The 22,047-nt window shown below is 61.5% G+C and carries 13 protein-coding genes, 1 tRNA gene and 1 pseudogene; 7 read left to right on the top strand and 8 right to left on the bottom strand.

Annotated elements, in window-relative coordinates; all coding sequences use genetic code 11:
* The first annotated feature begins 166 nt into the window (after positions 1–166).
* Genes BGIM_RS0116785 through BGIM_RS50835 form a run of 3 tightly spaced genes read left to right on the top strand, consistent with a single transcriptional unit; the run spans position 167 to position 4,274 of the window.
* A complete protein-coding gene (locus BGIM_RS0116785) occupies positions 167–604 on the top strand; it encodes a carboxypeptidase-like regulatory domain-containing protein (protein ID WP_020470897.1) in 438 nt (145 codons plus the stop codon).
* 41 nt (positions 605–645) lie between these two features.
* Positions 646–2,439, top strand: coding sequence for a CRTAC1 family protein (locus tag BGIM_RS50840; protein WP_020470896.1), 1,794 nt, complete (start codon positions 646–648; stop codon positions 2,437–2,439).
* A gap of 26 nt (positions 2,440–2,465) precedes the next feature.
* The gene (locus tag BGIM_RS50835; protein ID WP_020470895.1) at positions 2,466–4,274 is read left to right on the top strand and encodes an FG-GAP-like repeat-containing protein; all 1,809 of its coding nucleotides are present in this window, start codon (positions 2,466–2,468) and stop codon (positions 4,272–4,274) included.
* Between the two features lie 12 nt (positions 4,275–4,286).
* Here the strand turns inward: BGIM_RS50835 and BGIM_RS0116770 are convergent, their stop codons facing one another.
* Positions 4,287–7,862: an FG-GAP-like repeat-containing protein gene (locus BGIM_RS0116770; RefSeq protein ID WP_020470894.1), complete on the bottom strand. Its 3,576-nt coding sequence runs from the start codon at positions 7,860–7,862 to the stop codon at positions 4,287–4,289.
* 17 nt (positions 7,863–7,879) lie between these two features.
* Positions 7,880–8,878, bottom strand: a complete 999-nt coding sequence (locus BGIM_RS0116765) for a nitrilase-related carbon-nitrogen hydrolase (protein WP_020470893.1) — start codon at positions 8,876–8,878, stop codon at positions 7,880–7,882.
* A gap of 94 nt (positions 8,879–8,972) precedes the next feature.
* On the opposite strand from BGIM_RS0116765, the gene BGIM_RS0116760 reads away from it, so the two are divergent.
* Genes BGIM_RS0116760 through BGIM_RS50825 form a run of 4 tightly spaced genes read left to right on the top strand, consistent with a single transcriptional unit; the run spans position 8,973 to position 16,854 of the window.
* Complete coding sequence (locus BGIM_RS0116760) at positions 8,973–12,086, top strand: tetratricopeptide repeat protein (protein WP_020470892.1); 3,114 nt, start codon at positions 8,973–8,975, stop codon at positions 12,084–12,086.
* 28 nt (positions 12,087–12,114) lie between these two features.
* Entirely contained in the window at positions 12,115–14,010 is a 1,896-nt protein-coding gene (locus tag BGIM_RS50830) for a CRTAC1 family protein (protein WP_020470891.1), read from the top strand.
* A 10-nt stretch (positions 14,011–14,020) separates the two neighbouring features.
* Complete coding sequence (locus BGIM_RS0116750) at positions 14,021–15,076, top strand: tetratricopeptide repeat protein (RefSeq protein WP_020470890.1); 1,056 nt, start codon at positions 14,021–14,023, stop codon at positions 15,074–15,076.
* Positions 15,073–16,854 carry a CRTAC1 family protein gene (locus BGIM_RS50825; protein WP_020470889.1) on the top strand — a complete coding sequence of 594 codons (1,782 nt, stop codon included), beginning with the start codon at positions 15,073–15,075 and terminating at the stop codon, positions 16,852–16,854. The genes BGIM_RS0116750 and BGIM_RS50825 overlap by 4 nt, the downstream gene beginning before the upstream one ends.
* Before the next feature lie 5 nt (positions 16,855–16,859).
* On the opposite strand, the gene rlmN is transcribed toward BGIM_RS50825, so the two are convergent.
* The 6 genes and pseudogenes from rlmN to BGIM_RS68310 all read right to left on the bottom strand — a co-directional run.
* The gene (gene rlmN, locus BGIM_RS0116740) at positions 16,860–17,936 is read right to left on the bottom strand and encodes a 23S rRNA (adenine(2503)-C(2))-methyltransferase RlmN (protein WP_020470888.1); all 1,077 of its coding nucleotides are present in this window, start codon (positions 17,934–17,936) and stop codon (positions 16,860–16,862) included.
* Between the two features lie 28 nt (positions 17,937–17,964).
* A complete protein-coding gene (gene nadD, locus BGIM_RS0116735) occupies positions 17,965–18,570 on the bottom strand; it encodes a nicotinate-nucleotide adenylyltransferase (protein ID WP_020470887.1) in 606 nt (201 codons plus the stop codon).
* A gap of 66 nt (positions 18,571–18,636) precedes the next feature.
* Complete coding sequence (locus BGIM_RS60415; RefSeq protein WP_020470886.1) at positions 18,637–18,807, bottom strand: DUF1328 domain-containing protein; 171 nt, start codon at positions 18,805–18,807, stop codon at positions 18,637–18,639.
* Between the two features lie 481 nt (positions 18,808–19,288).
* Complete coding sequence (locus BGIM_RS50820) at positions 19,289–21,304, bottom strand: vWA domain-containing protein (protein ID WP_020470885.1); 2,016 nt, start codon at positions 21,302–21,304, stop codon at positions 19,289–19,291.
* 219 nt (positions 21,305–21,523) lie between these two features.
* Positions 21,524–21,592 (bottom strand) — tRNA-Ile (locus tag BGIM_RS63020).
* A gap of 300 nt (positions 21,593–21,892) precedes the next feature.
* A pseudogene (locus BGIM_RS68310) lies at positions 21,893–22,047 on the bottom strand (2-nitropropane dioxygenase); the annotation flags it as partial.

Raw genomic sequence — 22,047 nt, 5'->3', positions numbered from 1 at the left:
ACTGAGAGAGAGAAGCGGAAAAAATAAAAAGACTTGACCGGGCGCCGACGTTTACTGATAGTTACAAGGGCTTTTTGAAAAAAATCTGCGGTCAAAAATTTGTGAAATTTGATCGGAGAGTTTGTTAATATTAGTAGAAGATTAACAAACTCTCCCGTCAAGTGCAATGAAACTCTTTTCTCTCTTCAAAAATGCTTCTCCCATCGCCCTGCTGGCTTTCATGTCGCTCCTCGGATGCGGCGGGGCTGAAAGTGCCGTCAAGGGAACGGTGACCCACAACGGCCAGCCAGTCAAGAATGGCAACATCAGCTTTACCCCGGAAGGGGGAACAGGGACAGCCGTTGGCGGTGAAATCACGGACGGCAAATTTGCCGTGAAGGGTGTCACGCCGGGCAAGTACCGCGTCAAAGTCAGTTCATACACAAAAGGCTCCGCTTCGGACAATATGGACGAGGCGATCAAAGCCGCCAAAGCCGCAAAGAAATCGAACGATGAGGTCGCCGCGACCGACGACGGGAACAACCAGCTTCAGGATGTGGTCGCCGGCGCCGACCTCAACCTGGCGCTGAAAACAGCCACCGGCTCCGGCGGCCGGTCCAAGTGAGCGGAGACGGCACCCCTCAAGCGGTCACCGGGAGTCCGCGAATGGGACGCCCGGTTGTCCTGCTGCTGGCCCTTCTGATCCTCGCCGGACTTGCGATTCTCGTGTGGGCGGTTTTCGCCCGCCAGCGGGGCGGCGTTCCTGTTATCGGCCCCGCTTCTGACGGCGAACCGCGTTCCTCCGTCACGTTAGACGACGTGACGCAAGTTTCTAACATCCATTTTCGGCACGAAGACGGGGCCACCCCAAACCAATTTCTTCCGGAAGTGATGGGGGGCGGAACGGCGTGGCTCGATTTTGATCGCGATGGTTTCCCGGATTTGTTCTTCGTTCAAGGGGGCCAATTCCCCGCCGATCCGCAGGCGAAGCCCCGTCCGGCCAGCCGGCTTTACCGCAACAACGGCAACGGAACCTTCACCGATGTCACGGATTCCGTCGGGTTGCTGACCATCGGATATGGTCAGGGGGTGGCCGTCGGGGACTATGACAACGACGGTTTCCCGGACCTCTTCGTCAGCCATTTCGGCGGCGGCCAGTTGTTCCACAACGAACCAGCCCCCGGAGGCCGGCGGTTTCGTGATGTGACCAAAGAAGCCGGAATCGTTTTAGATGGATGGTGCACCAGCGCGGCGTTCGGCGATTTGCATGGCACGGGCCGCCTCGACTTGTTCGTCTGTCGTTATCTGGCATTGGATGTTAATGCTTACCCGCCCTGTGTGGAGGCGGGGCCGAACGGCCCCGTCCGGAGCGCCTGCGGGCCGCATCATTTTGAAGGCGCCCGAAGTTTTCTGTTCCGCAACAACGGCGGCGGCACCTTCACCGATGTCTCCGCGACAGCCGGGTTGGAACCGGGGGGAAAAGCCCTCGGCGTCGTGATTCTTGATTTGGACGGCGACGGCCGGGCCGACATTTTTGTCGGCAACGACGAAGTGCTGAATCACCACTACCGCAATCTCGGCGGCGGGAAGTTTCAATCGGTCGCCCTGCGAAGCGGAACCGGGGCCACCCATCTCGGCCGGGCGATGGGAAGCATGGGAGTCGAGGCCGGGGACATCACCGGGAACGGTCTGCCGGACCTGTTCGTGACGACCTACATCCGGGAGGGAACCGTGTTGTTTCGGAACCGGGGCAAGGGCCTGTTCACGGATGTCAGCACGAGTGCCGGGATGTTTGCCGCCAGTTGGGACAAGGTCGGCTGGGGGACAGCCCTCTTCGACCCGGACAACGACGGAAATCTGGATTTGTTCGTCGCCAACGGCCACACTCGACGGAACGCCGCCGATCTTCTGCCCAAGGAGGATGGCAAGCCCCAGGAATACGCCCAGAAGATGCAATTGTTCTTGGGGGACGGCCACGGCCGCTTCCGGGAAGCCTCCGCGACGGCCGGGCCATACTTCGGCCAACCGCGTGTCGGCCGGGGCGTGGCGAAGGCCGATTTCGACAATGACGGCCGAATGGATCTGGCCGTGACGCATGTCGGGGACACGGTCGCGTTGCTGCGAAACACCACCGAATCATCGAATCACTGGATCTCGCTGGATCTCGAAGGCGCCGCCCACCGCGACCCGGCCGGGGCCAACCGGGATGCCATCGGAGCGGTGGTCACGGTGCGGGCCGGCGGCCGCACGTTTGTCCGGCATGTCATCGGCGGCGGGAGTTACTATTCGGCCCATGATCGGCGGCTGTTGGTCGGGGTTGGCCCGGCGGACCGGGTGGATGAGGTTGAAGTTCGCTGGCCAAACGCCGCCGGGACTGTCCAGCGGTTTGGCCCGTTTGCCGTTGATCGCGGTTACATTCTGCGGGAGGGGATCGCCGCCCCGACCGGCTCGTCGAAATAGGGTTTCTCGCCCCGAGGTTCTCTCCCATGCGTTACCTTGTTTCCGGCCTCGCCGCCCTTCTGATCGTCGGGGGCGGGGTGGCCGCGTGGCTCATGCTTTCTCGTGAAAAGACGCCCGATCCGCCAAACACCACTCCGTCTGCTGTCGTCCCCGGCCAGGCATCAGAGCCATCTCCGGTCTTGCCGCCGGGTGTCACCCTTTCGTTTGTGGATGTGACAGCCGCCGCCGGGATTAAGTTTCATCATGTGGACGGCCGGACTGACATGGAATATCTGACGGACTCCACCGGCCCCGGCGCGGCTTGGATCGACTATGACCAGGACGGTTTGCTTGACCTGTTTTTGGTGCAGGGATACCCCATCCTCCCCCCTTTTCCCGCCGACAAGCCGGGTTGCAAACTCTACCGCAATCTCGGCGACGGCAAATTCGAGGATGTGACAGCCGCCGCCGGATGCGGGCATGTCGGCTGCGGCCAGGGGGCGGCCGTCGGGGACATCGACAACGATGGCTTCCCGGATCTGTTTCTCACTTGTGTTGGCAAGCCAAACGTCTTGTGGCACAACGTCCCGGACGGCAACGGGGGCCGGCGTTTCGAGGATATCACCGCTCAGGCGGGCATGGCCGATCACCCCGACTGGCGCGACCGGCCGAACTGGAGCACGAGCGCGGCCTTCCTCGACTTTGACAACGATGGCAAGCTCGACTTGTTTGTGTGCAGTTATGTCCGCGTTGACTTCGCCAACTATCCGGAGTGCCGCCAAGCCGCCACCGGCCGCCGGGCCGCCTGCCCGCCGCTGCGATTCTCGGGGACGACCTGCGTGCTGTACCGGAACCTCGGCGACGGCCGATTCGTTGATGTGACGGCGCAAGCCAACGTGGACCAGCCCAACGCCAAGGCGCTGGGCGTGGTGGCGCTGGACCTCGACGACGATGGTCTGCCGGACCTGTTCGTGGCCAACGACGGCGCGCCGAACTTCCTGTTTCGCAATCTCGGCGGCGGCAAGTTCGAGCGTCGCGGCCCGTCCAGCGGCTGCGCCGTCAACGGGAGCGGCAATCCGCAGGCATACATGGGGACCGTCGCCGCCGATCTCGACGGGGACGGACGGCCGGATTTGTTCGCCACCGCCTTCGCCCGCGAGGCGAACAGTTTCTTCCGCAATCTGGGCGGCTGTCGATTTCTGGACGCCACCGCCGGGTCCGGGTTGGGGCCGCCAAGCTGGCACCGCCTCGGATTCGGAACGGTGGCGATCGATGTGGACCGGGACGGGAGTTTGGATCTGGTGGTCGCCAACGGGCATGTGATGGCCCACATCGATCTCGACGGCGACCCGAACAACACCTTCCGGCAAACACCCCAATTATTCCTCAACGACGGCCGGGGGCGCTTTCAGGAGTTCTCCGCCGTGGCCGGCCCGGCGTTTCAGAAGCGTTATGTGGGCCGGGGGCTGGCCCTCGCCGACTACGACAACGATGGCCGCGTTGACTTGTATCTCGCCGACAGCGGCGGCCCGGCGGCTTTGCTGCACAACGAATCCACCACCCCGCATCACTGGCTTCGCCTCGAACTTCGGGGCACGAAAAGCAACCGCGACGCGGTCGGGGCGAAGGTGACATTCCGAATTGGCGACCGCTCGCTGGTGCGGCATCGTGAAGGCGGGGGGAGTTACCTGTCAGCCCATGACCCCCGGTTGCTCGTCGGCTTGGGCGCCGCCCGACAGGTCGATGAAATCGAGATTCGCTGGCCCTCGGGACAGATCCAAAAGATCGGCCCTCTGGAGGCCGACCGGGGATATCGCATCACCGAAGGAGTGCCGGGGATTGAGGTGAGAAAGTGAAAGCGAAGAGTTTCACCTTCCCCCCATCGCCGGTCGTGTGTTCCACAACCGGTCATAATCGGCCAACGCTTGGGGAATTTTCACGTCGTCGCCGTAAGGATATTTTGGCATTGCCCGAAACGGGAGCGGATGAACGAAGCCGCCGCTGCCGGTGAACGGGGCGGTGTCTTTGCAATAACCCCATGTCCGCAACACGAAGGTTCGTTGCCACCCGGCGGGGAGCGGGGGCAGGCTGGCATCAAACCGGATCGTCACCTCGTCGCCGGGGCCGCAGATCACGTGGCGGTCATCTGTTGTTTCCAGCAATTCCGTCACGTCTCCGGTGCGGGTGAGCTTTCCTTTCCATTTGGTGACGGCCACCGCCTCGGTTTTGGAATCACCATAAGCCACCGGATCGGTCGGGCCGGCCGGCGGAACTTCTCGCATGAAGCCGCGATGGGCCAAACGGGCGTCGGTCAATTTCGCATGATGCACACGGACGCCGGTGATGTTCGCCGGGCCGGGTGTTGGCTCGTTGGCCGGGAGAATGGCCTCCAGCGGGGCAAGGGCGATCTGGTCCCAGTAGATTTGCAGGTTCGTGCGAATGCGATATTTCCCGCCGGGAGCCGGGAGTTTGCCCGTTACCTCGGCCGTCATCGTTTTGGGAAGACCGGCCGGGAAGCCGATCTCACCGACGGGTTCCCATTCACCCTTGGCATTGGCCCGTTCGAGTAACGGGGCTTGCATCTTCACTCCGGCTTGGTCGGCCGCGAAGATCGATTCGGGATACGGGTAATCCGTCCACCCGGCGAGGACGAGGAACCAGCGTTCGCCCGGCTTGGCGTTTGTCTCGCCAAATTCAAGTTCGACGTGATGATCCTCGGCAAACCCAAGCCACGAACGTCGGGCAAACTCATCCGCCGTTCGGCCGTCGTTGTCCCGCAGTCGGGCCGTCATGTCTGTTCCGCGATGGTTGCGGGCGGTTTTGGGAAGCAACCATCGTCGAAAGGCCAGCAATTCTTGCGTCGGCGGCGGGTCTGCGGTGGCGAATCGTTCGTCCGGAAAAACCTTTAACTCGGGAGGATGATCGATGGCCGTCAGCCGGACGCGGTCAAGATACATCACCTCGTCCATCGGCTCCGCGAGTTTCAGCAAATAATGGCCGTCTTTGGGTTGCAGAAACCCTTCGTCAATGCGGGCAGACTCCTCGGGCCTCGGCGGCCGGACCGAACCGTCGGCGGTCATTTCCCCGATTGCCCCGCCGCCGAGGAGATCGGTCACATAGACGAAGCGTTCACCATCCCATGTCAGCAGGACCGGGCACGAGGTTTCTTTGCGGTTCAGTTCCGTCAAGCGTTGAATCTCGCACGCCGTGCGGTCAAGCTCCGCCTGGGCCACGCCGTCCGGCCAGCGGATGCGAAGCGCGGCGGCGACATCGGCTCTGCCGATCCCCAGCGTCAGCGGAAGCAACGACTGGCCGGGACCGGACGACAGGGTGACATGTTCGACGCTGGTGTTGACCGATCCCGCCAACGCCCAAACACGGCTGCCAATGCCGTCCCCGTTGGTGCGCAGATTCGAGGCTTTTTCCCGACGCCCCGAGAGATCGACACGGATGGCCCGGTTCCCGTTCCCAAGGTTTCGGCGCCAGCCAAGGCCCGAATCTTCGGACCAATAGAGCAAGTCGGGATGGCAGTCGCCGTCCAGGTCCACGGCGGCTATCGCCACCAAGTCCTGGGGGAAACCCTCGGCCGGGCCGAAGGCGTCTTCCCGCGAGGCCAGATTGCCCCCTTCATTGTGCAGAAGCACCGGCCGGGCGGGCTTGCCATTCTCGGGGACGGACAGGCCAACCGCGTCGGTCCACCCATCCAAATCAATGTCGAAGGCGGTTGCTTGCAGCAAACGGGGGGCGGCCAATGTTTCGGCTTGAAATCTCGGGGCGGCTTGGGTGTCATCGCCCGACAACAGCACCGGCGGGCCATCCGTGGCAAGCGTCAGCACATCGGAACGATCACTCCGTTTGGTGGTCAGCGCCAGATTGCCGGACCACGCCTTGCCCGCCGGTCCCGCCGGGCCAACATGGAATCGGAGCAACCGGTCGTTGAAAACCGGGCGGACACGGCCCTCCGTTGTGACCAGCAAATCCACATCTTTGTCATTGTCAAGATCGGCGATCATGACATGCGTGGCCGGCACACTGGTCACTTCTTTGGGCATGGTTTCGCATCGTTTGAACAGGATCTTCAGCGGAGCCGGACCTTTCGCCGCCGGGCCGGCGGGAGGGGCCTCGCCGACGTTGAGCATCACCACCAAACCGTTCTCGGCCCCTTCGCCCGTGTCGGAGGCAAACGCCAACACCAAATCAAGGTCGCCGTCTTGGTCAAGATCGGCCCACAGGCAGGACCGGCAATGGCCGGTCAACTTGTCCAACCCGGCCGTGGCGGTCACATCGGCGAATCCCTTGCCGGCCAGATTGCGAAACAAGGCCACTTGGCGTGGGCCGCCGAGGAACAGATCGGGGAATCCGTCGTTGTCGAAATCGCCGACACAGACGGCCGAACATGCCGGACTGCCCGACAGGCCATACTCCTTCGTCACATCGCGGAAGTGGCCCCCCTCGTTGTGCAAAAGCAAGTTGCGGATACGGCCGTCTTCAATCACGGCCATCGGGAGAAACACATCCGGTTTGCCGTCATGGTCAAAGTCCAGCAACGTCATGGCCCCGCCTACTCGATTACGATCGGCAGCAAGAACCGGGCCGGACAGGGCCAGCGCTCGCATCAAATCAGTACGAGTCGCCCAGCGAGCACCGGCGGCCAGTTGAACAACAAGTTTCGGTTCGGCCGAGAACATCGGCAACGAGCCAATGTCCGGCGGAGTTTTGCCGGGCGCCCGGCCGATCACCTCGGCGTATTTGCCCATCTCGGTGTAAACGATTCGATACTCGGCCTCCCAGTTCGCCTCTTCCAGCGCCTGCTTTTCAGCCAACAGAGCGGTGGTTGTTTTGTCGTCGCGTTCGTGAGGGTGCATCGCCAGAGCGTAACGGGCGGCGTTCAGATACGGGTTCAGTTTCAACGCCCGCTCCAGGCATTCCTTGGCCTCGGGGGATTCCCGGCCTTTGGGATGAGCCATGCCGAGGTTGTACCACGAATGAGCATCGCCGGGATCGACACGAACAACAGCTTCAAAATGCGGAGCCGCCTCCGCGATCTCATTCCGGTAAACGAGAATGATGCCGAGGTTGTAATGGGCGTAAGGATCATCGGGATCGGCCGCCAGAATCTCCTTGAAGATGGCGATGGCCCGGTCGAGATTGGCCGGTTCGGCGGTGTTCAACAGGGCGATGCCGAGATTGATTTTCCCCGGTTTCCACTCGGGAGCCTTCTGGACGATTTCCTGAAACACTTCGGCCGCCTGCTGGTATTTCGTCGCCGACATTTGCTCCATCAGGCCGACACCCCGGTTGTTCAACAGGGCGATTTCCTCCATGTCCACAGACGGCGGTTTGTCGGATTTTTTCCAAGGCTTCCACCAGATCACCGCCGCCACGGCGACGACGAGCAGGATCGAGAGAATGAGGAAGCGAAAACGCCAGCGTTTGGTTGGCATGTGGAGGCTCGGAGAGATTAGGTCTGGCGGCCGCTGACCAGCCGACTGATCGCCGCCGCCGTGGCCGCGTTGTTTCCTTCCACCGTCAGCGGGTGGCCGGGATGGCGATACATGGAACGCCCGGCCAGCGGATACGCTTCCGGGCGCCGGTGGGCGAGCATCTGATGGCCGATCCGGCGTTCCCGTTCAGCCCGCAACGCGGCAATATCAATGGGGGCAACAACGATTTTTTCCGTCGGGCCGGGGTCGGCTTGCGCCAGCAGACGGCCATCATAATCGACGATCATGCTGCCACCCGGCCAGGAAAACGGCGGGTAGTGGCTGGCCCGCGCCGCCTGATTGGCGGCGACCACATAGGCGAGGTTTTCGATGGCCCGGCAGCGGTTCACCACCGTCCACCAATCCATCGGCGTCGTCGCCCCCCACGGGTCCATGTAGGCCGACACACGGATCAGCACATCGGCCCCTTGCAACGCCAGTTCGCGGATCGCTTCGGGGAACAGCCAGTCGTAGCAGATGGCGCAGCCAAGCCGGCCGATCTCGGTCTCTGTCACCGGAAACATCGGATCGGGGTAATCGGAAATGTCATGCGGGCTGGAATGCACCTCCCACGGCACCCACGGATGGACCTTGCGATACTTCGAGAGCAGGCCGTCCGGGCCGATCAGGCAGGTGGTGTTGAACACATGCCCCGGAAAACGGGCGTCCGTTTCGAGAAAAGAGCCGGTTTGAATGAAGACGTTGTGGATCTTGGCCGCGCGGACATAGCAGTCGGTATGCTCGTTGGGGAGTTCCACCGCCAGTTTGTCGGTGAGTTCTTGCACCGTTTCGTACACCGGGGCGGCATGCGCAAATTCCGGGAAGACGACCAATCGCACATCCCCGAACGGCCGATAACCAACGACGGCCCGCTCGATGGTGGCGAGCATGTGGCTGACGCGATCCGGGATCTCGGCACGGGTGGCCGGGTTGGAAAAATCCGTCTGACAGGCGGCGGCCAAATAACGCGAAGTCATTTCTTTTGCCTTGCTGCACGATTCGCGGACGGTTAACCTACTTACATTCATCTCACGTGACCGACGAGCTTGCGGATAATTGTTGGGAAAATCGATGGCTCTCTCTCCAAAAAAATACGTCCCCACCGTGGGACCGAAGCTCCGCATCCTGTTGTACATGGTCTTCGGCGGCTTCGCCCTGCTGGGGGCAACCGGCTTCTATCTGGCCGGGTTGTCGCTGTTGAACTGGTCCAACAGCCCTCAAAGCTACACAACGCCTTTTTCCCTGTGGATGTTCCTGGCGCATCCGGTCATCGGCGTGGTTGGCACGCTGCCGTTCTTGTTGTTCGGGGCAATTCACTATGTCAACGCCCGCAAACGAACAAACCGTGTGGCTGTCCGCACGGGGATCATGCTTCTGATCGCCGGGGCGGTCATCATCGCCACCGGATTTGCCTTGGTGCAACTGGAAGGTCTGCCGCAACTCCCGACCGGATCGATTCCCCGAAGCGTCATTTACTGGCTGCACGTCCTTGTCCCGGTGTCCTGCATCTCGCTGTATGTGACACACCGGAAGGCCGGGCCTCGCATCAAATGGGGATACGCCAAATGGTGGGGAGGCGGCGTCGGCACGTTCACCGTCGCCATGATCGCCATGCACTCGCAAGACCCGCAGACTTGGTATCGCGAAGGCCCGAAGGAAGGGGCCAAATACTTCGAGCCGTCGATGGCCAAGACCGCCGACGGCAAGTTCATCTCGGCCGATGTGCTGATGATGGACGAGTATTGCACCAAATGCCATCAGGACATCGCCAACGATCACTTCCACTCCTCGCACAAGTTTAGCTCGTTCAACAACCCCGCTTACCTGTTCAGCGTGCGGGAAACGCGAAAGGTCGGCTTGGAGAAGGATGGCAGCGTGAAATCGTCCCGGTGGTGCGCCGGGTGTCATGATCCCGTGCCGTTCTTTAGCGGGGCGTTTGACGATCCGAAGTTCGATGACGTCAACCACCAGACCGCCCACGCCGGCATCACCTGCACGGCCTGCCACGCAATCACCAACGTGAACAGCACCATCGGCAACGCGGATTTCACCATCGCCGAACCGGCGCACTATCCGTTCGCCACCAGCAAATCGGCACCGTTGCAGTGGATCAACAATCAAATCGTGAAGGCCAAGCCGGACTTTCACAAGCAGACTTTTCTGAAGCCGTTCCACAAAACGGCCGAGTTCTGCGCGACCTGCCATAAGGTGAGCCTTCCTTCGGAACTCAACCACTACAAGGAGTTCCTGCGAGGCCAGAACCATTACGACACGTACCTCCTCAGCGGCGTCTCCGGCCACGGAGTGCGGTCGTTTTACTATCCGGCCCAGGCGAAGGAGAACTGTGCCTCCTGCCACATGCCGCTGAAGCCGAGCGGCGATTTCGGGGCGAAGGACTTCGACGGGACCGGCACACGAAAAGTCCACAACCATCGCTTCCCCGGCGGCAACACGGGGTTGTTTGAATTGCTGAAGTTCGACGCCCGATACAAGGACCATGCGGATGAATTCCAGAAGACCATCGACATGCACGCGGACTACCTCCGCGGCAAGGCCGAGGATGGCAGCGACAAGAAAATCCGCATCGATATCTTCGGCCTCAAGCCGGGGGCGACGACCGACACCGCCGCGCTGATCGCCCCGCTGCGGCCGCAACTCCCGAAGCTCAAACCGGGCCAATCGTACCTGATCGAAGTCGTGATCCGCACGCTCGGCGTCGGGCACCCGTTCTCGCAGGGAACGGTCGATTCCAACGAGATTTGGGTGGACTTCCAAGCCAGTAGCGGCGGGAAAGAGTTCGCCCGCAACGGCGCCCTGCGGGATGGCACCGCCGGGCCGCTTGATCCGTGGTCCCATCAGATTAATGTCCACATGCTTGATCGCAACGGGAACCGCATTAACCGCCGCAATCCGCAGGACATTTTTACACCCTTGTACGACAAGCAAATCCCGCCGGGTGCGGCGGCCGTGGCCCATTACCGGATTGATGTCCCGGCCGATATCAAGGAAGCCGTGGAGCTGACCGCGAGAGTGCGCTATCGCAAATTTGATTACGAGTACATGAAACTTGTCCATGAAGGGAAAGAACCGCCGACGCTTCCCGTCGTGGATGTGTGCGTGGACAAGATGACATTGCCCGTGGAGGGCGTCGCCGAGAATGTGCCGGCCCAAACCTCCCCGATAAAACCGGGCTGGCAACGCTGGAACGATTACGGCATCGGCGAGTTGCTCGAAGGCGGAGTCACCGCCAAACGTGGGCATTACAAGCAGGCCGAGGAAGCGTTCAAGGCGTTGCTGGCGCTGGGAGACAAGGACGGCACTCCGAACGCTCACGTCAACCTGGCTCGTGTGTTCATCGAGGAAGGGCGGTTCGACGAAGCCGCCGCCCAACTCAAGGCGTCCGGCGAGTGCGAAGTTCCGGCCGCTTGGTGGACGCGGGCGTGGTTCACCGCCGTTGTCAACGGCGAGACGGCCACCAGCCGGGAACACCTCGACGCGGCGATTGCCGACTTGGAGCGATTGCTCGACCCGGACAACCAGCCGGGCGACCGCAAATTCGACTTTACCAAGGATTACGTCATCTGGGCAAGGCTCGCCAACCGGCTCTTCAAACGAAGCCAATATGAACAAGCCGGTTCTGCGGAGCAGCGGGATTACCTGACCAAGGCGGTCAAGGCGGGTGAGCGGGTGCTGGCCCTCGATTCGGAAGACGTGGAAACCCACGACTTGCTCGCCCGCAGTTATTCCCGGCTGGCCGACGGACGAACCGGCGGGCCGACCGACGGCCTCAAGCCGATGGCCGATCTGGCAATGGCCGCCACCGACGCGAAGGGGAGCCGGGACGCCCGTTTGGAAGCGGCGACCAGTTTCGCGGAGAGCTTCCCGAACACCAAAGAACCGGCGTTGCCAATTGTCAGAGAATATCGGCCCAAATTCATGGCCGCTTACCATGCCGAGAAAGACCCCGAGCTAAAGGCATCGCTCGCCGGGGCGCTGGCGTCTCTGCATCGCGCGGCCCACGGCATCTTCAAGCCGGATGAACTGGCGCAATCGAACGCCACCCGGATATACCGGGAGAAGAACCCGGTCGCCAACTATGCCGCCCGCGAACGGGTGATCTACCCCACCACCCCGGCCCACCGGGACGCGATTTTGAAGACAGGCAATCTCCCCCCAACCAAGTGACCGGGCCAACGGCCCCTTTCGGGATCTCATGCAAGCGAATCTCCATCGCCGGATTGGCATCGGCCGCCGACCGGTCATCATTGTCATCGCTCTCGTGGCTCTTGGCGCGGGGGGCTATGCCATCAGCCGGGCGTTCCGCAAAGAGGCGCCGCCGCCGGTGGTCGTGGTCCCCAACACCGCGCAGCCCCGGCAGTCGGTCCCGGTGCCGCCGATTCCGTTCACCGATGTGACGAAATCCGCCGGCATCGCCTTCACGCATCAATCCGGCAACTCCGGGGTGAAGCTCCTGCCCGAGACGATGGGTGGCGGCGTCGCCGTGCTGGACTACGACGGCGACGGCAAGCCGGACATCCTGTTCATCAACTCCGGTTGGTGGCCGGGCGAACTTTCAAAAGCCCCGGCGCCCACGTTGGCCCTTTATCGTAACAAGGGGGACGGCACATTCGAGGACGTGACATCGGACACCGGGTTGGGCGCTCCGATGTATGGCATGGGCGTGGCCGTCGGCGATTTCGACAACGACGGCCGGCCGGATGTGTTTGTCTCCTGCGTCGGCCGGCATCACCTGTTCCGCAATGTGGACGGCAAGCGATTCATGGACGTGACCGCCGAGGCGGGCGTGGGCGGAGCGGGCGAGATACCGATGGTGTCGCGAGACGAGTTTTTGAAATGGAAGCCGCCGATCCCGTTCGGCAGTTCGGCCACATTCGTTGACTACGACAACGACGGCCGGCTTGACTTGTTTGTCTGCCACTATGTCACATGGTCCCCGGCCATCGACCTCTCCATCAGTTCGACGCAGGAAGGATTGTCACGTTCATTCAACCGGCCGCAACAGTTCGAGGGGGCGCAGGCGACGCTCTATCGCAACGTGGACGGCAAACGATTTGAAGATGTGTCTTCGACGGCGGGCGTTCAGGTGTTTCAACAAGAGGGCACCTCCGCGACCGACCGAAAGCGGGCGGCGGGCAAGTGTCTCGGAGTGATCGTTTGCGACCCGGACGAAGACGGCTGGCCCGATTTGTTGGTGGCCAACGACTCCGTTCGCAACTTCTTCTTCTCCAACCAACCGGGGCCAAACGGAACACGAGTCTTCAAGGAGATCGGCGAATCCCGCGGGGCGGCCTACGCGGACGAAGGCCGGCCGCGAGCCGGCATGGGCATCGACTGGGGCGAGTTTGCCTCCCGTCGGCCGGCGGTGGTCGTCACCAACTTCGCCACCGAGCCGCTGACGTTCCTTGAAGTCACCAAATCCAAGGACAACAAGCCCCTCTTCGCCGATTCGGCCGTGACCGTCGGCCTGTCGTATCCCAGCCGGGCGGCCTTGAAGTTCGGCACCGTCTTCATGGATGCCGACAATGACGGCCGGCTTGATCTGCTCGTGTGCAACGGCCACATCGAGCCGGAAATCGCCAAGATTCAGGCGACCCAGCAACACGCCCAACCGGCCCAACTGTACTGGAACACCGGGAACAAGGCTTGCTTCTACGAACCGGTGACGGCCGCCCAAGCCGGGGAAGATTTGTTCAAGCCGATGGTCGGTCGCGGGTGCGCCTATCTCGATTATGATGGCGACGGCGACCTCGACGTGATTCTCGTCGCCAACGGCGGCCCGGCCCGCTTGCTGCGAAATGACTCCCCGAAGGACAACCACTCGCTCCGGCTGGATCTTCGCGGCAACGGCAAGACCGGCAACCGCTCGGCCATCGGGGCGACGGTCGAAGTGGAGGCCAATGGCCAGGTCATCAGACGCATGGTGACCGGGGCGAGAGGCTACCTCAGCCAGTCCGAATTGATTGTCCATGTGGGGTTGGGCAAGGCCGATCACGCGGACAAGGTGATGGTTCGCTGGCCCGGCCAATCCGCGGCCAAAACTTGGGAAAACCTCTCTGCCGGGCGCGTGCATGTGCTGACACAGGAGTGATCCGGGAAGTATGTTGTCTTCAATTCCCAAGCCGGTTTTATTCGGCGGCGTGCTGGCGGCGGTCATCGCGGTCGTGCTGTTCCTGCGCACCGGCGGGACTCGCAAAACGGAAATGCAACTGGCTCAGGAAGCCGTGGCCGACCGCGATTTCGGAACCGCCATCCAACTCTTTGAACAACACATCGCCCGCCATCCCGATTCGGCCGAGGCGCATCTCCTTGCGGCCAGGGCGGCCCGGCGAGGCGGCCAGGATGAAGTGGCCGAGCAACATCTGGCGGCCTACGAGAAAGCGGGGGGCGACCGTCAATCAATTGAATTGGAAAGAGAGATGCGCCGGTCGCAGAACGGCGATGTGTCCAATTCTCATTCGGTGATGAACTTCGTCAAGGAGAATCCGGACAGCCCGTTTGCCACGGCCATGATGGAGGCATTGGCGCAAGGGCTGATGACGGCCCGCCAGCCGCAGCCGGCGATCAAGGCGATTGATCTTTTGCTCGCCCGCGAAGCGTCTCCCGCCGACCGGGCCGAATGGCTTTGCTGGCGGGGAGAGATGCTGATGGGCATCGCCCGAGGCACGGAGGCGGCCATCGACCTTCGGGCCGCGATCGCCCTTCGCGAAGATCATGCCCGCGCGAGGCTGGCGATCATCACGTACCTTTCGCGTGAAGAACCCGTCGAAGCCATGAGCCATTTGGAATGGCTGGAGCGGCACGGCCACCGGGAACCGGCGGTCCGGCTGGAACTGGCCCGGTGTCAACGCCATCTCGGGGAGTTGTCCGCCGCCGCCGCCGTGATCGACGAGTTGCTGGCCGCCCGGCCGGATGACGCGGCTGTGTTGACCGAGGCCGGGGCGATCGACATGGCTCGCGGCCGTCTGCCGGACGCGGAACGACACTTGAGAAAAGCGATCAAACTCAAACCGAACGGATATGAGCAAACCTCCATGCTCGCCCGATGCCTTCAGGAACTTGGCCGCGAGACGGAGGCTGCGGAATGGCTGGAAAAAACGAAGAAAATCGAGGCCGATATCCAGCGACGGCTGGAAGGTCAAAAGGGGAAATCGTGAGTTCTTCCCGCCGTCTGTTGATCGCCATCGGGGCCGTCGTGGCACTGTTCATCGCCGGTGGAGTGTGGTTCGCCACACGGGCAAAACCGGCCGTCGAAGTTTCCCCGGAGGCCGCCCCCAAAACCGAAGAACCCGCCGGGCCGGTCATTTTCGAGGATGTGACCCCCGGCAGTGGCGTGGTCTTCACCTGCCGCAATGGCGAAGAGGCTAACCGTTACACGATTCTCGAATCCCTCGGTTGCGGGGTGGCCGTGCTGGATTATGACGGCGATGGCCGGCTTGATCTGTTCTTCCCCGGCGGCGGCTATTTCGAGGGAGACTCCGCCCCGCAGATTCGCGGATTGCCGGGGAAGCTCTATCGCAACCTTGGCAATTGGAAGTTCGCGGATGTGACCGCCCAAGCCGGGTTGGACGGCCCTGTCTTCTATTCGCACGGGGCAACGGCCGGCGATTACGACCGGGATGGTTTCCCCGATTTGCTCGTCACCGGCTGGAATCGCACCGTTTTGTACCACAACGTATCGGACGGCAACGGCGGCCGCCGTTTTGAGGACGTGAGCGAAAAAGCCGGGCTGACGGACACCCGCTGGGCCACCAGCGCGGCTTGGGGAGACTTGGACGGGGACGGCTTCCCCGATTTGTATGTGTGTTATTACACGGACTGGTCCTTCGCCAATGATCCCAAATGCACCGGGCAGGGACGGGATACGACCAAGGATGTCTGCTCCCCGCATCAATTCGGGCCGCTCCAACACCGCCTCTACCGCAACAAAGGGGACGGCACATTCGCGGACATCACCGCGACCGCCCCGCTGCGGCCGGATGGCAAGGGCTTGGGGGTGTTGATCACCGATTTGGACGCGGACGGCCGGCCGGACATCTACGTCGCCAACGACGGCGGGGACAATTTCCTGTATGTGAACCGGGGCGGAATGAAATTCGAGGAACGGGGCCGGGCCACCGGGTGCGCCCTAGACGACACCGGATTGTTCAACGGCAGCATGGGGGTGGACGCGGCCGACTATGACGAGAGCGGCCGCCCGAGTGTGTGGGTGACCAACTATCAGGGGGAGCTCCACGCCCTGTATCGAAACCTCGGGCCGACGGGTTTTCGACACGACAGCCAGTCGGCCGGCGTTGCCCGTCTTGGCCGTCAATTCGTCGGTTTCGGAACGGGATTTGTCGACTTTGACAACGACGGCTGGGAAGACTTGGTGATCTCCAACGGGCACGTTCTCCGGCATCCGACCGGTTCGACCGTCAAACAGCGCCCGGTGTTGTTGCGCAACGAACAACATGACGGCCGCCGACAGTTCCGCGAAATTCCCGGCAAAGGCGGCCCCTACTTTCGCGGCCAGTACGGCGGTCGCGGGTTGGCGGTTGCCGATCTCGACGACGACGGCTGGCCGGACTTGATCATCACCCATCAAAACGAGCCGGTGGTCCTGCTCCGCAATGTGGCGGGAGCAACGGGAACCACCAACAACTGGCTGGGGATTTCACTGGCCGGCCGGGATCGCCGGGATGTGGCCGGAGCCACGGTCACGCTGGAGGTCAACGGCCGCAAACTGACCCGCTTTACCCACGGCGGCGGGAGCTATCTTTCAACGGGAGATTCCCGGCTGCGATTTGGCCTCGGCGCCGCCAGCCAGGTCGGCCGGCTGACCGTCCGCTGGCCGAACGGCAAAGAGGAACAATACGACGGCCTCCAACCGGGCCGATATTGGCGAATCACCGAGGGGAATCCGAAACCCGAGACGATCACTCCGCCGAAGTGAAAACTTCAGGCTTGGCCGCTTTCCACTTTTCGCCGCAGTTGACCGCAAGCGGCGTCGATCTCCGAACCCTTTCGCTTGCGGACCTTCACGCTGACGCCCCCTTTTTGCAACACCTCGATAAACGTGCGGATGGCGTTGTCCGTCGGGCGTTTGTAGGGAAGCCCTTCCACGTCGTTGAAGGGGATCAGGTTCACGTGAGCCTTGCGGCCCGATAGCAACATCGACAATTCGCGGGCTTCGAGCGGCGAATCGTTCAGTTCCCCGAGCAGGACATATTCGTAAGTCACCTGTCGGCCGGTCTTCTCGTAGAAGTATTCGGCGGCCTCCATGATCTCGGTGATGCCGGTCTTCTCGTTGGTCGGCACAATCTTGCTTCGCAACCGATCGTTCGGGGCGTGCAGCGAAACGGCCAGATGATACTGCTTACCCAAATCCGCGAGCCGGCGAATTTTCGGCGGCAGCCCCACCGTGCTGATGGTGATGTGCCTGGCCCCGATGCCGAGGCCATCCTTGTGCCCGGCCGCTTCGAGGGCTTCCACCAAGTTATCGAGGTTCGCCAGCGGTTCGCCCATTCCCATGACCACGATGTGCGAAAGCCGGCCGTCTTCCGGCGTGAGGTTTCGCAATCGCACCAGTTGCTCAAGGATCTCGGCCGAAGTGAGATTCCGCACCACCCCGTTCAAGCCGGAGGCGCAAAACACGCATCCCATCGCACAACCCACTTGCGTGCTGATGCAGGCGGTGCGGCGCGGGGCATCCTGAATCAACACGCATTCGATGGTCCGGCCGTCATGCAGTTTGACGAGGAGTTTGTGCGTCTCGTCTTTCGCTTCGAGATGCCGTTCGATGCGGGTGCCGAGGGGGGAGTAGTTTTCCGTGAGGGCGGCGCGCAAATCCTTGGGCAGGTCGCTCATCGTCTCGAATGATTCGGCGCGTTTGGCGAGAATCCAGCGGCGAAGCTGCTTCATGCGCAGGGCCGGCTGGCCCTGCTCGGCCAGCCACGCCCGGAAGGCGTCGTCCGACTGTTCGAGGAAGGCGGGCCGGGGCGTCAGCGGTGCGAAAGGGAGGATTGAGAGTTCCATCGGACTATTCTACCGAAACGACGGGAACTTAGCGGTATAACTTTCGCTCGCGGATGTAGACTTCCACCGCGCGGGGGACTTGGTACATGATGCTGCGGTCCTCGCGGACCCGCCGCCGCAGGTCTCGGCTGGAGATGTCGATCAGCGGGACTTGAACCGCCTGCAACCGCACTTCTTCCGGGGTGATCCCGATGGAAGCGGCCAATTGTTCGGCGGTCATTTGCGTGTGGCCGGGCCGGGCGACCGTCAAAAGAGCGGCTTGTTTCAACAGGGCTTTTGGCTCATGCCATTTCGGCAAATCCGGCAAACAGTCGGCCCCAAGGAGCAGGAACCATTCATTCCCCGGATGCTGTTCATGCAGGGCGGCGAGGGTGTCCGTCGTGTAGCTCAGGCCGGGGCGTTGCTGTTCGATGAGATCGACGCGAAATTTCTCTTCCTGGCCGGCGAGGGCGAAGTTCAACATGTCCACGCGACGATCAAACGGGGCGATTTCCTGTTCCTGCTTATGCGGGGGCTTGTAGCTGGGAACAAACCAGAGTTGATCGAGCCTGCCCTGTTCGCGGGCCAGTTCGGCCATGATGAGATGACCCGTGTGAACCGGGTCGAACGTGCCGCCGAAAATACCAATCCGCATGGGGAAAAGCCGCCGTGTGGTTGCCGTCCGGGCATTGTATGGCAACCGGGGACACGGGGCCGACGCTCACACATCGATTCGGCCGCGATTGCCCATGACCAGCGACACGACAAACAGCACGATGAACACAAAGAACAGGATCTTGGCGAAGTAAGCCGCCTCGCCGGCGATCCCGCCGAAACCCATGGCGGCGGCAATCAAGGCGACAATCAGGAAAACAATGGCAAAACGTAGCATGGGAATTCTCGTGTTGGAGGGTGATTGGCGGCGACACCGCACTTGTTACTTCAATGAGAGAAAGCACGCCGTATGCCATTGGATTTGCGAACGGCGATAAAAGTGAAAATGAATTGATTCACCGACTGTCAACCAAGCAGATGAGCGGGAGAGAACGCCCGTGAGAACAAGGCGGGCCGCTTCCGATTTTCCCCGGTCCCCGTCAATCGATCCACACCGGTCAATTGGCGTAATCCTTGCGATTTTCGATGTGATGTCGCCCGATAATTGGGAAGAAGTCTGCCTGTGGCTGGGGCGACGAGTGCCCTCCCCGCCCCGATGCTTTCTTCGTCATCCAATGATGCGGGCGACGCTCCCGCCGGGATTACGGACAGAGTGGTGATTTCAAATATGTCGATGTGTCCCACGAAAGCCCGAGAGCCGCATGAAGTCAATCATGCGGCTCTCGGGCTTTCGTGGCACGGTAAACCGTCCGAACAACTTACGGTTTCGGCGTGGCGGGAGCCTGTTCCCGCTTCTTCGTCACGATGTCCTTGGTCTTTTCCACCAAGCGGGTGAACTCGGCCCGATGGCCTCCTTTGTCCTCACCCAGCGATCCCTTGGACCACGTCAGCACCTTTTCCAAATCAGCATTGCCGACATAGTCGCTGTCCCGCAACAACATGCCGTAGGCGGCGACGGCGGCCGCAAAGCGGAAGTCTTTGCTGGCGTCCTTGGCGATGTCCTTGCCGTCGAAACTGGCGCTGACTTCGGAGGCTTTGTCCGTCTCCGGGTCTTTGTAACGCATCCGGGTCGTCAGCCATTCGCCGCTCTTCCCGGCGTCGGTCAGTTGCGGGGTGGTCTGATACTTCAGCGGTTCGACATCCGATGACGGCACTTTCTCACCCACCGGGACGATCTCGAACAACATCGTGCAGGTGTGGCCGCAACCCATGTCCCCGGCGTCCTTCGCGTCGTTGCGGAAATCTTCCGTCTTCAGAATGCGGTTCTCGTAACCAATGAGCCGATAGCCCGCGATCTTGGCCGGGTTGAACTCGATTTGCAACTTCACATCCTTGGCGACCGTGACCAACGCCGCCCCTTGCTCCACGAACAACTTTTTGGCTTCGTCGAGCGAGTCGATGTAGGCATAGTGCCCGTTGCCGTGGTGGGCGAGTTGTTCCAATCGGTCGTCGTGCAGGTTGCCCATGCCGTAGCCGAGGATGGTGAGGTAGACGCCGGTCTTCCGCTTGTCCTCAATCATCCGAATCAGTTGGGCGTTGTCGGAGACGCCGACGTTGAAGTCGCCATCGGTCGCCAGAATCACCCGGTTGATTCCCTCTTTGATGAAGGTCTTTTCCGCTTGCTCATAAGCAAGCTTGATGCCTCCTTCGCCGTTGGTCGAGCCGCCGGATTGAAGGTTGATGATCTCATTGATGATCTTTTCTTTTTGGTTGCCCGGCGTCGGCGGCAACCGCAAACCGGCGGCGCCGGCATAGGTGACGATGCTCACCCGGTCACGGTCGGAGAGTTGTTCGACGAGCAACTTCATTGACTCAATCACCAGCGGCAGCCGATTCGGCGAGTTCATCGATCCCGAAGTGTCGATCAGGAACACCAAGTTGCGGGCCGGAAGTTTGTCCTTCTCGATCACTTTCGATTTCAGGCCAACTTTCAGCAGATTGTGCTTTTCATTCCACGGGCAGGCGGCCATTTCCAGCTTGAAGTTCACCGGCTTGCCGTCGGTCGGCGGGGCGTAGTCGTAGGGGAAGTAATTGAGGAAGTCAGCGATGCGCACCATGTCCTTGGGGGGCAGCGTCCCTTCGTTGAGCCGCGACCGCACGTTGGAATAAGCGGCGGTGTCCACGGCGGCCGACAGCGTGGAAAGCGGGTCAAGTTTCACCGTCTTGAAGGCGTTGTCTTCCAAGTGCTGATAGGCTTCCTCACGGGAATCAGCGTCGTCGTATTTGTCGCCTTCCCCCGCTGGCTGAACTGCCAGCCGTGCAGCCCCTCGTTTGCCACCCAGAGGCTTGCCGTCCACAAGCGGATGTTCCATCAGTTCATTGGCCGGCTGGCTTTCACCACTGGCATCCCTTGCGGGCGACCGACGGGAAAGCCTGTCTTTGACGTCTTTTAAGTTGCCGCCGCCAGCCTTGAGCAGTTTTTCACGGGTTCCCCCATTGCGGCCCTTCATGCCATCAATCGACAAACCAGTGCTAGATGTTTGGGGTGGAACAGGGGATGCCACATTCTCCAAACCAACAGGCTCATCCGATTTCGGAGCACGAACATTGGCCACATCTTCTTTATCAACCCTTGTGGCCGCCGCCAGATCAGCATCGAATCCAATCTTTTCGGACTTGGGTTCATCTTTCGCTGCGGCAACCAATTCGTCCTTGGGCTGTTGCTGAGCAACAGGAGGATCGGTTTTGCCGCAACCGGCGAGGCCGATCAACGCGGTGGCGAACAGACCGGTGGCCAGCGCCCGATAGCGGCGTGCAAATCGCTGATGAAACATCGAACATCTCCTTCGAGTACGGAGAACAGACGGGAAGCATTTGATGTGAGACAGCCTGTTTGACGAGCGACCGGACAAAAAGTTTTCGTATCTGGTATTTTTTTGCCCGCTTGTCGCCAGCGGATTGGCATGATGCTTTTGGAAAGAGTAGATGTTGCCGGATATTCGAAGATGTGAATTTGACGGATGCCATTACTAACCCGCTTGGGGTCTGGCAATCGCGGGGGGCGGGATTCGCACTCACGGCTTCGGGGGATTAACCCGATGAGTTGCCTGCCCCGCCCCCGCTGCGAGACTTACTTCTTCGGCGGCGGGGTCGCCTTCACCGGGGCGGCTTTCGCGCCCTTCTTCGGTTTCTTCTTTTCCTTGCCCTGTGAATTATTGCCTTTCGCCATCACACGCCCCTCGGATTGAGATTTTGGATCAAACACCATTTCTGATGTTAGCGACGTTTCGCCGGGAGCGCAAGAATATCCGACGAATTTCCTCGCCCGGCGGCGAATCCGACGGTGGAATCTTTGGGCTGACGCGACTGACCCCTCTTCCCCCGGTCTCTTTGGAACCGGTGCGTGGAATGGCACGGCGTGTTTACACGATCCCGCCCGTCAGTTCTCTTGTCAAATCGGCGGCCGACACTTCGCGGCAACCGCTGGTGTTTTGGCCGGCCCAGAGTTGGGTGAAGTCGTCCCGGTGTTGGCTTTCGGCCTTGGCCCGCAGGGGGGCCAGCGCGGCGGCCGCGAGGG

Origin of the sequence: Zavarzinella formosa DSM 19928 (assembly GCF_000255705.1) — a bacterium.
Taxonomy (GTDB): Bacteria; Planctomycetota; Planctomycetia; order Gemmatales; family Gemmataceae; genus Zavarzinella; species Zavarzinella formosa.
This window is presented reverse-complemented; position numbering and strand designations above follow the sequence as displayed.